This is a genomic window from Microbacterium sp. NPDC089698, assembly GCF_044749045.1.
Lineage (GTDB): Bacteria > Actinomycetota > Actinomycetes > Actinomycetales > Microbacteriaceae > Microbacterium.
The window spans coordinates 1,259,586-1,271,959 of sequence record NZ_JBIVHE010000001.1; the positions used below are offsets into that span (position 1 = coordinate 1,259,586).

At 72.5% G+C, this 12,374-nt stretch carries 11 protein-coding genes; 7 read left to right on the forward strand and 4 right to left on the reverse strand.

Translation table 11 applies throughout. The annotated features are described in order from the left end of the window. Positions 1-21 precede the first annotated feature (21 nt). Positions 22-768, reverse strand: coding sequence for an SDR family NAD(P)-dependent oxidoreductase (locus ACIPY5_RS05905; RefSeq protein ID WP_400967807.1), 747 nt, complete (start codon positions 766-768; stop codon positions 22-24). A gap of 264 nt (positions 769-1,032) precedes the next feature. On the opposite strand from ACIPY5_RS05905, the gene ACIPY5_RS05910 reads away from it, so the two are divergent. Genes ACIPY5_RS05910 through ACIPY5_RS05920 form a run of 3 tightly spaced genes read left to right on the forward strand, consistent with a single transcriptional unit; the run spans position 1,033 to position 5,012 of the window. Beyond that, the gene (locus ACIPY5_RS05910; RefSeq protein WP_400967810.1) at positions 1,033-2,478 is read left to right on the forward strand and encodes an APC family permease; all 1,446 of its coding nucleotides are present in this window, start codon (positions 1,033-1,035) and stop codon (positions 2,476-2,478) included. 40 nt (positions 2,479-2,518) lie between these two features. After that, positions 2,519-3,361, forward strand: a complete 843-nt coding sequence (locus tag ACIPY5_RS05915) for a MoaF C-terminal domain-containing protein (RefSeq protein ID WP_400967813.1) — start codon at positions 2,519-2,521, stop codon at positions 3,359-3,361. A 1-nt stretch (position 3,362) separates the two neighbouring features. After that, a complete protein-coding gene (locus ACIPY5_RS05920; protein WP_400967817.1) occupies positions 3,363-5,012 on the forward strand; it encodes an amidohydrolase in 1,650 nt (549 codons plus the stop codon). A 25-nt stretch (positions 5,013-5,037) separates the two neighbouring features. On the opposite strand, the gene ACIPY5_RS05925 is transcribed toward ACIPY5_RS05920, so the two are convergent. From ACIPY5_RS05925 to ACIPY5_RS05935, 3 genes are read right to left on the reverse strand one after another with little or no spacing between them, the layout of a single operon-like run. After that, positions 5,038-5,679: an HAAS signaling domain-containing protein gene (locus ACIPY5_RS05925; protein WP_400967820.1), complete on the reverse strand. Its 642-nt coding sequence runs from the start codon at positions 5,677-5,679 to the stop codon at positions 5,038-5,040. Beyond that, complete coding sequence (locus ACIPY5_RS05930) at positions 5,676-6,038, reverse strand: PadR family transcriptional regulator (RefSeq protein WP_400967823.1); 363 nt, start codon at positions 6,036-6,038, stop codon at positions 5,676-5,678. The genes ACIPY5_RS05925 and ACIPY5_RS05930 overlap by 4 nt, the downstream gene beginning before the upstream one ends. 51 nt (positions 6,039-6,089) lie before the next feature. Then, positions 6,090-7,331: an FAD-dependent monooxygenase gene (locus tag ACIPY5_RS05935; RefSeq protein ID WP_400967826.1), complete on the reverse strand. Its 1,242-nt coding sequence runs from the start codon at positions 7,329-7,331 to the stop codon at positions 6,090-6,092. Positions 7,332-7,440: 109 nt separating this feature from the next. Here ACIPY5_RS05935 and ACIPY5_RS05940 point away from each other — a divergent pair, with 109 nt between their 5' ends. The 4 genes from ACIPY5_RS05940 (at position 7,441) to ACIPY5_RS05955 (ending at position 12,332) form a co-directional block, all read left to right on the forward strand. Beyond that, positions 7,441-8,022, forward strand: a complete 582-nt coding sequence (locus tag ACIPY5_RS05940) for a TetR/AcrR family transcriptional regulator (RefSeq protein ID WP_400967829.1) — start codon at positions 7,441-7,443, stop codon at positions 8,020-8,022. Between the two features lie 176 nt (positions 8,023-8,198). After that, positions 8,199-9,716 (forward strand): fatty acid--CoA ligase family protein, encoded by a 1,518-nt coding sequence (locus tag ACIPY5_RS05945; RefSeq protein ID WP_400967835.1) that lies wholly within the window; start codon positions 8,199-8,201, stop codon positions 9,714-9,716. Beyond that, positions 9,713-10,993 (forward strand): beta-ketoacyl-[acyl-carrier-protein] synthase family protein, encoded by a 1,281-nt coding sequence (locus ACIPY5_RS05950; protein ID WP_400967838.1) that lies wholly within the window; start codon positions 9,713-9,715, stop codon positions 10,991-10,993. Before ACIPY5_RS05945 ends, ACIPY5_RS05950 begins: the two co-directional genes overlap by 4 nt. 166 nt (positions 10,994-11,159) lie before the next feature. Continuing rightward, the gene (locus ACIPY5_RS05955; protein WP_400967841.1) at positions 11,160-12,332 is read left to right on the forward strand and encodes an acyl-CoA dehydrogenase family protein; all 1,173 of its coding nucleotides are present in this window, start codon (positions 11,160-11,162) and stop codon (positions 12,330-12,332) included. Positions 12,333-12,374: the final 42 nt, after the last annotated feature.

Here is a 12,374-nt window from a genome sequence, read left to right on the forward strand (position 1 = left end):
GAACAGGGGGTCGAAGAAGGGCTAGGCGGGGAAGCCCGAGCGGGCGCTGTAGCCGAAGTCGCTGAGGATCCCGGATCCGTTCACCGCACGGGCGAGCGGGGAGGCCAGGTAGACGACGTGCGCGGCGATCTCCTCCGCGGTCTGCACGGGGAAGGCCGGGGCGGCGAACGCCTCGTCGCCGAGGTCGCCCCGGCTCATCGGGGTGTCCACGATCGAGGGAGACACGGTCGTGACGCGCACGTCGTCGCCCGCGAGGTCGACGCTGAGGGCGCGTCCGAACTGGACGAGAGCGGCCTTCGACGCGCAGTACGGGGCCATCCCGGCCGACGCGACGAACGCGGAGTCGCTCGCGACCAGCACGACCGAGGCCCCCGGCGCCGCGCGCAGTGCGGGCAGCGCCGCGCGCAGCACGAGGAACGCCCCCGTCACGTTCACGGCGAAGACCGCCTGCCATTCGGCGAGCGAGGTCTCCTCGATCCCGGATCCGACCGGACCCGAGATCCCCGCGCAGCACACGACCGTGTGCAGCCCTCCGAGCGCGGCCACGGCATCGGCGACGGCCGCAGCGACCGCGGACTCGTCCGTGACATCGGCGACGACCGGGACGGATCCGGGGCAGGACGCGGCGGTCTCCGCGAGCCCCGCCGCGGAGCGATCCAGCAGCGCGACCCGCACGCCCTCGGCCGCGAACGCCTGCGCGACGGCCCGGCCGATCCCTCCGGCGGCACCGGTGACCAGGGCGGTCCTGCCCTGCAGCTGCAGCTCCATCGCCGCTCCCTCCGAGTGAAGAGCCGGCCTGAGCGACCGGCTCCGTCCCGCCATCCTGCTCCGCCGAGGAAGCGGGATCGAAGGGACGCGCGACGGCTGTGCACGCTGACACCATCGTCCTTCACTCATGGGCAAGCCGCCCGCACCGCGGACGGGCAGACTCGGCAGAGTCCGACAACGCCCGTCTTCCACGCAGCACAACGTCCGCGCTGCGAGGCCCGCCCTGGCCGGAAGAACGCGCCGTCACCGAGCGAAGGAGCCGACGTGACCGCTGAACCCACCCAACAGACCCACACCGCACTGCGTCAGGGAGCCCTCGGCGTCGCCGGGATCGTCTTCCTCGTGCTGGCCGCCGTCGCTCCGCTCACCGGAATCGTCGTCGTCGCCTCGCTCGTCATCGCGTTCGGCAACGGCGGCGGCGCCCCGGTGTCGTTCTTCCTGGTGGCGGTGATCCTGCTGCTCTTCGCCGTCGGCTACGCGCAGATGTCGAAGCAGCTCGTGAACGCGGGAGGCTTCTACGCCTTCGTCGTGAAGGGCCTCGGCCGCACCGGCGGGCTCATCGCCGGCCTCATCGCGACCCTCGGCTACAACTTCTTCGTCGTCGGCACGATCGGCACGAGCGGCTTCTTCATGCAGACGATCATCGCCCAGCTCACCGGCCTCGACATCCACTGGCTGGTGTGGGGGCTGCTCTCGATCGCCGTGTGCTTCGTGCTCGCGCGCATCGGCGTGGACTTCTCCTCCAAGGTGCTCGGCGTCTGCCTCGTGCTCGAGGTGAGCATGCTCGTCGTCTTCGACATCTCGGTGCTCATCCGCACCGGCTACAGCTTCGAGGCGTTCAGCCCCGAGGCCGTGTTCTCCGGATCCCTTCCGATCGGCCTGCTGCTCGCGGCGACCGGCTTCCTCGGCTTCGAGGCGACCGCGCTGTTCAGCGAGGAGGCCAAGCAGCCGCTGCGCACCATCCCGCGCGCCACGTACACGGCCATCACCGCGATCGGCGTCATCCTCGGCGTCACCACCTGGGCCGTCGTGAGCGCGATCGGCGTCGCGAAGGCGCAGAAGACCGCGGTCGACCACCTCGCGAACGGCGACCTCATCTTCTCCATCGCGCAGACCTACCTCGGCGGCCCGCTCACCACGGTCATGGAGATCCTGCTGCTCGTGAGCCTCTTCGCAGCGATGCTCGCCTTCCACAACTCCGCGACGCGCTACCTGTACGCGCTCGGCCGCGCCCGGATCCTCCCGCACGCCTTCGCCCGCACCCGCGCCGGTGGCGCCCCGCAGATCGCCGGCATCGTGCAGGCCGGATTCGCCGCGGTCGTCGCGGTGATCTTCTTCCTCGCCGGCGCCAACCCGATCACCCAGATCGTGCCCGCGATGCTCGGCTTCGGCACCCTCAGCGTGCTCATCCTGCAGGGCCTCGCCGCGCTGTCGATCGTCGTCTACTTCCGCCGCCGCAACGACGGCCGCTGGTGGAGCACCTTCATCGCGCCCGGCATCGGCTTCCTCGGCATCGCCGCGATCGCGATCCTCGCGATGTTCAACTTCAACATCGTGGCCGGATCCGAGGAGCTCTGGATCAACCTGCTGCCGCTGCTGCTCGTGCTCGCGGTGATCGGCGGGATCTTCTATGCGCAGTACCTCAAGCGCTCGAAGCCCGCCGTGTACGACGGCCTCGCCGCCGACCTCGAGCAGTTCAGCACGCGCTGATCGCCGCCTCCCTGCCCCGAACCACCCACCAAGGAGCATCATGACCACCATGAACCCCGCCGACACGTCGACCTGGCTTCCGCTGGACGGCCTCGCCCCCGGATTCGACGCGAACAAGGCGCCGCACACCACGGCCCTGTCCGGGCGTGAGATCGACCTCACCGCGCCCAACGGCACCCGCATCGCGCACCGCTTCGCCGACGACCAGGTCACCTGGACGTACTCCCCCGGCGAGGGCGACCCCACCGCACCGGCCAGCGACACCGACGCCTACGAGGCGTTCGAGGTCGACGAGGATCTGTTCTTCGTGCAGTTCCACCACGACTACCTGCCGAACGAGGCCGTCTCGCTCGTCGTCGACCTGCGCGCGGGCCGCGTGCTGTCGATCATCAGCGAGATCCTGCCCGCCGACGAGAAGGGCCGCACCCGGGTGCAGCACCACTTCGGCACGGCGACGATCGACGGCGCCACCGTCTCCGGCGCAGAGCCGCACCCGACGACGGCGCTGATCGGCCGCCGTGTGGAGTGGGTCTACAGCACGGAGCACGCCTACGAGCACGTGTACCTCTCCGAGCGCTGGTACAGCTGGCAGTGCCTGGCCGGACCCGAGCGCGGCCTCGCGGACACCGACGAGAACAGCGTGTGGGAGATCCGTCCCGGCATCTACGTGTTCGCCTGGCGCGAGAAGGTCATCCCGTGCGCCTCGGTCACGATCGCGGATCACCGCGACGTCACCAAGATCCGCTCGCACGGCGTGCTGTTCGGGCTGGACGAGAGCGGCGAGGTGCCCACGCACTTCACGTTCGGCGCCTGGGGCCGCCTCATCTCGGTGACGCAGCACGCCCCCGAGCTCGAGCCGGCGCACTTCGGAACCGGAGCCTGACATGACGACCGCCCCCGCCGAGCTCATCGTCCTCGCCGACGTCATCCGCACCGTGGATCCCGCGCGCCCCGCCGCTGAGGCGTTCGCGGTACGCGACGGCCGCATCGCCGCGATCGGCACGCGCGCCGAGGTCGAGGCGCTGCACGGACCCGGCACCCGGGTCCTCGAGCTCGGCGGGGCCGCGGTCTACCCCGGCTTCGCCGATGTGCACAACCATCACGCGATGGCAGGACGCACGGACCTGTTCGAGCTGGCGCTGCCGTCCGCGCTCGCCCTCGAGGAGATCCTCGACCGCGTGCGCGACAAGGCCGCCACGCTGCCGGAGGACGCCTGGATCATCGGCGGCCCCGTGGCGAGCACGATGCTGCCGACCCTCGCGAACACGGCCTCCCGCCGCCTCCTGGACGAGGCCTCCGGAGGGCGTCCCGTGATGCTCGTCGAGGACTCCCGCCACAACCGCTGGGCGAACTCGCGTGCGCTGGAGCTCGCCGGGATCCGTTCGGACTCGATCCCCGAGGGCGGCGTCACGATCCTGGACGACGAGGACGGCACCCCCACCGGCGTCCTGCTCGAAGCCGCAGGCATCCCGGTGCAGGAGGCCTACGACCGCTCGGGCGGCCTGACCTCGGCGCAGCACAGGGCCGCCTCGGCGCACGGCGTGCGCCTCGCGAACAGCTACGGCATCACCTCCTTCCAGGACGCGGGCGTCTCCACCGACATCCTCGGCGCCCTCCGGGACCTCGACGCGGACGGCGAGCTCGACGCCTGGGTGGTGTCGTCCCTCCTCATCAACGACGAGATCTTCGGATTCGACCCGATCGGATCCCCGCTCATCGCGCGCGGCGAGGAGTTCCGCACCGCGCACCACCGGCCCGACTTCGTGAAGATCTTCCTCGACGGAGTGCCGCCCGCACGCACCGCCTCGTTCCTGGAGCCGTACGTCGCCGACGCCGCGCACGGCGCGCACTTCCACGGCGAGACCATCATGACCTTCGACGAGCTTTACGGCTGGCTGCGTCAGGTCGCCGAGCGCGGCCTCGGCGCCAAGGTGCACTGCACGGGCGACGGATCCGCGCGCCTCGTGCTCGATGTCGCGGAGCGGCTGCGCGCCGAGGGCTTCACGACGCCTGTTCAGATCGCGCACGGGCAGTTCCTCGCCGAGGAGGACATCCCGCGCCTCGCCGCGCTCGACGTCGTCGCCGACATCTCGCCCTTCATCTGGTTCCCCGGGATCATCCCGCAGATGCTCGCCGAGGTGCTCGGAGAGCGGGCCGAGCACTCCCAGCCGAACCGCTCCCTCATCGACGCCGGAGCGCTCGTCGCAGGCGGATCCGACTGGCCGGTGAGCGAGTCGCCGAACCCGCTCGAGGGCATCCAGGGTCTGGTCACGAGGGCGGATCCGCTGCGCCGGGCGCCCGGGACCCTCTGGCCCGAGCAGGCGATCACGGCCGAGGAGGCGCTGCAGGTGTTCACCCGCAATGCCGCGGTCGCGATGGGGCTCGCGGCGGAGACCGGATCCCTCGAGGTCGGCAAGTCAGCCGACTTCGTCGTCCTGGACCGCGACGCGATCGGCGGTCCCGCCGAGGCGATCATCGACGCCCGTGTGCTGTCGACCTGGTTCGCGGGGCGCGAGGTCTACACGGCGGGCTGAGACCCGATGCGCCGCGGGGTCGGGCTCAGCGCAGCGGCGCGTCCCTGCCGCGCAGGCGCCAGAGCAGCCAGAACGTGCTAGCTGGAATGAGGATCATCAGGACGAACGCCACGTTCGCCAGGTCGTAGGCGGCAGGCAGCAGTGGATTGCGGGAATCAGAGGGCGACCAGACCGAGAGCCCGCGCAGCAGTGCGCTGAGGAAGAACATCAGCACCCACGCGACGAACGGCAACAGGACCGCCACCGCCTTCTCCCACCGCCGCCAGAAGCGGCTCGACGTGACGAGCGCCACGCCGATGACCCACCCGCCGATCGGGAACACGAAGCTCCCGAAGCCGAGCACGAGCGCGCCGACGATCGCGAACCACTTCGTGTCGACGATCGCGGGCTTCGCCCCGAACGTCGGCAGCGACGCCGGCGCGGGAGCCACCACGACGACCGGGGCGGGCGGCGCTGATGCGGACTCCTCTCTGGCGGCCTCCGCGATCCGCACCGGATCCCCGAGCTGCGCGATCCGCTCGCGCACCTCCGCCGCGCCGAGGCCGTCGAGCTCCTCCGCGATGCCGCTGCGCAGCTCGTTCGCGACGCGCCAGGGCAGCTCCGCGATGGCTGCGTCGAGCCGGCTCAGGTAGTCCTCGCGCAGGTTCTGCGCCTCGGTCCCGGTCATGCTTCCCCCTCTGCGGTCGTCCTCGCCATCGGCGGGACGTCGGCGATCAGACCCGCCACGCTGCGCGCGAACGGCGTCCACGACGCCCGGAACTGCGCGAGCTGCTGCACCCCGCGATCCGTGAGCTCGTAGTAGCGACGCACCGGACCCGCCGCCGACGGGCGCTCGAACGTCCGCACCCAGCCGCTCTGCCGCAGCCGTGACAGCAGCGGATAGAGCGTGCCGATGCTCGCGATGAGGCCCTCCGCGATCAGTCGTTCGGACAGCTCCCAGCCGTACATCGGGCCGCGCGCGAGCAGCCCGAGCACGCAGTACTCGACCACGCCCTTGCGCATCTGCGCGCCGACGTCCGGTGTCATGTCTCACAAGCTAGCTTGCACGACAAGAGAGGTCAAACTCCCCGCATCGGCTCACCGCGCGACGCGCGGGGCCGTGGGATCCGGAAGCGGCAGCTCGTCCGTCGCGTTCGCCGCGAAGCCGCGCGCGATCAGCGGCAGGAACGGCTTCGACAGCATCACGCGGGTCGTGAGCCGGCCCAGCGCCGCGCCCGCACGCGTCGTGGGGACCGCGCGCTCGAGGCTGCCGAACGGGATCTTCTTCCCGTCGGCGATGAACGGCTCGATCCGCCGTGCGTACCGGGCCAGCGCCGCGGCCATGTCCTCAGCGCGCGCCTCCACGAGCTCTCCGGCGAGCACGGAGGCGCCCACGAGCGCCATCGCCGTGCCCATGCCGCTGAGCGGCGTCCCGCAGTACCCGGCGTCGCCCACGAGCGCCACGCGACCGTTCGCGACGTCCGGCACGTCGATGCGCGCGAGCTCGTCGAAGTAGAAGTCCTCCGCCCCGCCCATCGCGGCGAGCACCGCGGGCGCCTGCCAGCCGGCGCCGGAGAGGATCCGTCGGATCAGCGCCTCCTGCGCAGCCCGATCCCCGCGCAGCGAGGCGTCGTGATCCGTGCGCAGCGTGAGCATCGCCTTGGACGTCGCCGGATCCCGGTCCGGACGGATCCCGAGCATCGCGCCCGGCACGATCCGCATCGAGAACCAGCCGTCCTCGATGCCGGCGGGCGTGGGCATCGTGAAGAACGCCGCATAGCCGCCGAGCCGCGTGGCGAACCGCTCCTCCGGGCCGAAGGCCAGGCGCCGGGTGGCGGAGTGCACTCCGTCCGCGCCGAGGGCCGCGTCGAAACGCCCCGAGGCGCCGGAGGCGAAGCGCGCCTCGACGCCGGTCTCGTCCTGCGCGAGCGCCTCGAGCCGGTCGCCGTAGCGCAGCGAGAGCAGCCCCGGAGCTGCCACGGAAGCCTCCTCGAGAGCGTCGAGGAGCACCTGATTCAGATCCCCGCGGGCGATCTCCACATCCGCGACCGCGCCGCGGCCGTCGAAGAGCTCGACCGGCATGCGCCCGTAGGAGCGCCCTCGGCCGTCGACGTAGACCATCCCCCTCTCGTGCAGCTGGTGGGCGCTGATCCCGGGCATGAGGCCCATGCGCTCTGCCGCCTCGCGGCTCGCTCCGCGCAGGTCGACCGCCTGGCCGCCGGGACGCGGCCCGGGCGCGCGCTCGACGACCGTGGTGCGGATTCCGCCGCGGACGAGCTGCAGGGCCGTGGCGATCCCGGCGATGCCGCCGCCGGAGATGAGGACATGGGGTGCGGACATGGCGTTCTCCTCGATGCGAGTGATTCAGACGTTTGTCTAAGACGTATGTCTACACGAACCTGAGACGGCTGTCTAGTACAAGCGTCTAAGACGGACCTAGGATGGCCGCATGGGAAATCGTGAGGACCTTCTCGCCGGAGCCCGCCGCGTCATCGTCGAACGAGGGGTCGCGAACGCCACGGCCCGAGACATCGCCCAGGCGGCCGGCGTCAGCCTCGCCGCGATCGGCTATCACTTCGGCTCGAAGGAGCAGCTCGTCACGGAGGCGCTCCTCGAAACCCTCGGCACCGGGATCGGCGACGGCATGGAGGCCGCGATCCTGGAGGCGAAGGATCTCCCCCGCCTCGCCGGTTTCGCCGCGCTGTGGAATCGCATGCCCGACGTGTTCGCCGCCAACCGCGAGACGCTGCTCGCCAGCATGGAGAACGCGGTGCGCATGATGCGGGATCCGGCCGCGCTGACCCGCATGCAGGCGGCCGTCGAGGAGGGCTACCGGGGCGTCGCCGAGGGGCTCGTCGCGGCCTACCCCGACCTGTCCCCCGACCAGGCCCTCGCGCTGGCGCAGCTGGAGTTCGTGCTCTCGCAGGGCCTCGGGATCCTCTGGCTGCTGAGCCCCGAAGGACGGATCCCGGACGGCGACACGCTCGCGTCCGCGGTCGCCCTGCTGCAGGACGAGACGCCCGCGGACTGACCCGCGGCAGTTCCGCGGCCCCCGCCCGGCCCTGCGCGCTCGGCCGCTCCGGCCCTGCACGCTCGGCCGCTCCGGCCCTGCACGCACGCCCGGTCCTGCGCCCTCCGGCCGGTCATAGACTGGATCGGCGACGCCGGCCGGCCCCGGGGACGCACGCGTCACGGGAAGGGCGGGGAATGCCGATCACCAGCACCGTGCTCTCCACCGCCGCACGGCGTCCCGTCCAGCCCGCGATCGTGGGCGCCGACGGCGCTCTGGACTACGCCGGCCTCGTCGAGGACTCGCGCCGCGTGTTCGCGGTCGTGGACGCGGCGCATCGCGCTCAGGCCGCTCCCCCGTCACCCGCTCCCGAGACCGGCGGCATCCCGATCACCGCGGTCAGCGTGGCGAGCGCCTTCCACGCGGCGCGGATCGTCGCGGGCCTCGCCGGATACCGCGCGGTGTCCGCCACGATCGACCCGCAGTGGCCCTTCCCGCACCGGGTGCACGTCATCTCCGCCGCGGGCATCGGGCTCGTGATCAGCGAGGATGCCGGACTCGCTCCGGCTCTCCGCGACATCGGGTGGACCGGCACCGTGCTCCCGCTCGCGGAGTTCCTCGACCGAGAACGCACCGCGATCCCCGCGGATCCGCCGACCGTGCGCGACGGCGATGAGGCGTTCCTGCTGCTCTTCTCCTCCGGCACCACGAGCGACCCGAAGGCGTTCCTCAAGACCCGGCGGCAGTACCGCGCGAACGTCGCCGTCTCGAGCGCGCACCTCGAACCGCTGCCGGGCGTCGAGACCCTGGCACCGGGACCGCTGTCGTACAGCCTCACGCTGTACGCGCTCATCGAATGCCTCGCGACCGGCGGTGGGGCGCATCTCGCGGACGCGTTCGACGCCGCGCACCTCGCCCGCCGCGTCGCCGCGGAGCGGATCACCCGCATCGTCGCGGTGCCGGCCGTGGTGCAGGTGCTCATCGACGCCGCGCGCCGGGATCCGGCCGCGTTCGCCGGGCTCGAGCTCGTGATCACCGGCGGTGCGAACCTGCCCGCCGTCCTGCGCGAGGGGCTCGCCGCGGCGCTCCCGCACGTGCGGCTGATCAGCTACTACGGCGCCGCCGAGATCGGCTTCATCGGCGACAGCCGCGGCGGCGACGGCACGCTGCTCGACCTGTACGACGAGGTGGCGGCCGAGATCCGCGACGATGCCGGGCGCAGCGTTCCCGATGGCGAGCTCGGCACGCTGTGGATCCGCGCCGCCGCGTGCTCGGACGGCTACCTCGCCGCGACGACCGACGCCGTGCTGCGGGGCCCCGACGGCTGGGCGACCGTGCACGACGTGGGCCGGATGGTGGACGGCCGACTGCAGCTGGCCGGGCGCGCGGGCGACATCGTCGCGACCGGCGGGCACAAGGTCTCGCTGCCCGAGGTGGAGCGCGCCTTCGCCGCGATGCCCGGACTCGGCGCCGTGTGCGCCGTGGCCCTGCCCGACGCACGGCTCGGCGTGGTGGTCGCGCTCGTGGTCGAGGACGGCTCGGAAGCCCCGCCGCCCAAGGCCGATCTGCAGGCCTGGGCCCGCGACCGGCTCGCCCCGCAGTTCGTGCCGCGCCGCTGGTATCGCGTGCCCCGCCTGCCGCGCACGGCGGGCGGGAAGATCCGCAGGCCTGCCGCCACCGCGCTGGTCGAGTCCGGCGAGGCGGTGCGACTGTGACCGGCGCGGATCGGCGCGTCGTCGTCACGGGGCTCGGCGCGATCACGCCGAGCGGTCTCGACGTCCCCGCCCTGTGGGACGCGGTCGTGAACGGCCGCAGCGCGATCACGGCCCTGGACGAGCCGGAGTTCCAGGGCCTCGCCGTGCGGATCGGCGGCCGGATCCGCGGATTCGACACGACCGGGATCGTGGATCCGCCGCTGAGCCGCCGGCTCAGCCCCCTGCAGCTCTGGGCGATCGCCGCCGCGGATCAGGCCCTCGCCGAGGCCGGCGCCGATCCCGCCGCGCTGCGCGGCGGGGCACCGCTCCCCTGGGATCCGACCCGCACGGTCGTCCTCGCCGCGACCGGATCCGGCCCGGTCGATGCGATGCAGGCCGCCACCCGCGCCCTCGACGCCCGGGGTCCGCGCGGCGTGCCGCTGAGCGTGGTCGTGCACGGCGCGCCCGATGCGGCAGCCGCGCTGCTGAGCGAGCGGTACGGCGCCCGCGGCACCGCGCACGGCGTGACCGCGACGTGCGCATCGAGTGCGATCGGGCTCGGCGAGGGCCTCCGCCGCATCCGGCACGGCTATGCCGACGCCGTGCTCGTGGTCGGCATGGAGGACTGCCTCAACGCGGTGAACCTCGCGGCGAACGCGAACCTGCGGGCGCTCGCGAGCGGATACGAGGCGGATCCGGCCGCGGCGAGCCGTCCTTTCGACCGCGGACGACGCGGCTTCGTGATGTCCCAGGGCGCCGCAGCCCTGCTGCTCGAGGCCGAGGACGTCGCCCGCGGCCGCGGCGCGGAGCCGCTCGCCGTGCTCGCGGGATTCGGCGAATCGAGCGATGCGCACCACCCCACGGCGCCGCATCCGCAGGGTCGCGGTGCAGCGCAGGCCGTCTCCGCCGCCCTCGCCGACGCGGGCCTCGAGGCGCATGCCGCCGACGGCATAGACCACGTCAACGCGCACGGCACCGGCACCCCGGCCGGGGACGCGGCCGAGCTCGCGGCCCTCGAAGCCGTGTTCGGCGACCGCGCCAGATCGATCCCGGTCACCGCCACGAAGTCGAGCACCGGGCACCTCCTCGGCGCCTCCGGGGCGGTCGAGGCGATCCTCGCGATCCGCACCCTGCAGACGGGCCTGATCCCGCCCACCCTCAACCTCGACGACCCCGAGTACGCGGACTGGGACATCGTCCACGGCACCGCACACGACGCCGGACGGATCCGCCGCGTCCTGTCCCCGTCCTTCGGCTTCGGCGGGCACAGCGGCGCCCTCGTGCTGGAGCGGCCGTGAGCGCGCGCAGCATGCGCGGCCGCGCCGCCCGTTTTGGGGCGCACCCCCGCGGTGCGGGGCGCCGCACGCCGTCCCCACCCGGAGCCAGGCGCCCCGAAACACGGGATGGCGCCCCGAAACGACCGGGATCACAACCGGGATCCGGATACTCACCCCAGGAGGCACGATGACCGATCGTCTCACCCGCCACGCCGAGCTCGCCGAACGCTATCTGCCGGATGAGCTGCTCGAGCGATTCCGCGAGCGCGCCGCCGTGTACGACCGGGAGAACCGGTTCTTCGACGAGGATCTCGCCGAGCTGACGGAGCGCGGATACCTGCTGCTGTTCGTGCCGGAGGCGCACGGCGGACCGGGGCTGAACCTCGACGAGGTCTCGCACCTGCAGCAGCGCCTCGCGACCGCGGCCCCGGCGACGGCGCTCGCGGTCAACATGCACCTCATGTGCACGGGCGTCGCGAAGGCCCTCGCCGACCGCGGCGACCACTCCCTCGACCAGGTGTTCTCCGAGGCGATGGCCGGGGAGATCTTCGCGTTCGGGATCAGCGAGCCCTCCAACGACTGGGTCATGCAGGACTCGAAGACCAGCGCCGTCCCGCAGGCCGACGGCGGCTACCTCCTCAACGGGGTCAAGATCTTCACCTCGCTCTCCCCCGTCTGGACCCGGCTCATCACGCACGGCCGCGACGACACGGATCCGGAGAACCCGATGCTCGTCTACGGCTTCCTCGAGCGCGCCGCCGAGGGCATCGCCGTCTCCGACCAGTGGGACGTGATGGGCATGCGGGCCTCGCAGAGCCGCGCCACGATCCTGAAGGACGTGCGCATGGCCCCGGAGCGGGTGAACCGCCGCATCGCCGTGGGCCGGGTGCCAGACCTGCTCACCTTCGCGATCACGAGCAACTTCCAGCTGCTGATCGGATCCGTCTACGCCGGCGTCGCCCGCCGCGCGCTCGACCTGGGTGCCGCCGGACTCAAGAAGCGCCGCTCCGCCAAGGCCGGGGCGACCTACGCCGAGGTGCCCGAGTCGCGGACGAGGCTCGCCGACGCGCACCTCGACTACCTGGCGGTGCCGGCGCAGCTCGAGGCCTACTGCCGAGACTTCGACGAGCTGCTCGACCATGGCGCGCGCTGGCCGCTGCTCCTCGTGAGCGCCCGCCTGAACGCCTCGACCGCCGCCCGTCGCGCCGCGGAGGCCGCGCTCATGTGCACGAGCGGAGGAGGCTTCGACAACGGCCACGAGCTGAGCCGGCTGTACCGCGACGCGACCGCCGGCCTCTTCCATCCGCCGAGCGCCGACGCCGCCCGCCCGATGTTCGCCGCCGCCCTCCTGGACGACTGACCCCGCGCGTTCGCGTCGCCCCGCTTCCACTCACGTCGGCGC

Excerpts from the sequence above, each read along its gene's own strand:
- ACIPY5_RS05945 (WP_400967835.1), top strand. The coding sequence starts at position 8,199 with ATGCCGATCACCAGCACCGTGCTCTCCACCGCCGCACGGCGTCCCGTC.
- ACIPY5_RS05935 (WP_400967826.1), bottom strand. The coding sequence starts at position 7,331 with ATGTCCGCACCCCATGTCCTCATCTCCGGCGGCGGCATCGCCGGGATC.
- ACIPY5_RS05925 (WP_400967820.1), bottom strand. The coding sequence starts at position 5,679 with ATGACCGGGACCGAGGCGCAGAACCTGCGCGAGGACTACCTGAGCCGG.
- ACIPY5_RS05905 (WP_400967807.1), bottom strand. The coding sequence starts at position 768 with ATGGAGCTGCAGCTGCAGGGCAGGACCGCCCTGGTCACCGGTGCCGCC.
- ACIPY5_RS05915 (WP_400967813.1), top strand. The coding sequence starts at position 2,519 with ATGACCACCATGAACCCCGCCGACACGTCGACCTGGCTTCCGCTGGAC.
- ACIPY5_RS05940 (WP_400967829.1), top strand. The coding sequence starts at position 7,441 with ATGGGAAATCGTGAGGACCTTCTCGCCGGAGCCCGCCGCGTCATCGTC.
- ACIPY5_RS05930 (WP_400967823.1), bottom strand. The coding sequence starts at position 6,038 with ATGACACCGGACGTCGGCGCGCAGATGCGCAAGGGCGTGGTCGAGTAC.
- ACIPY5_RS05920 (WP_400967817.1), top strand. The coding sequence starts at position 3,363 with ATGACGACCGCCCCCGCCGAGCTCATCGTCCTCGCCGACGTCATCCGC.
- ACIPY5_RS05955 (WP_400967841.1), top strand. The coding sequence starts at position 11,160 with ATGACCGATCGTCTCACCCGCCACGCCGAGCTCGCCGAACGCTATCTG.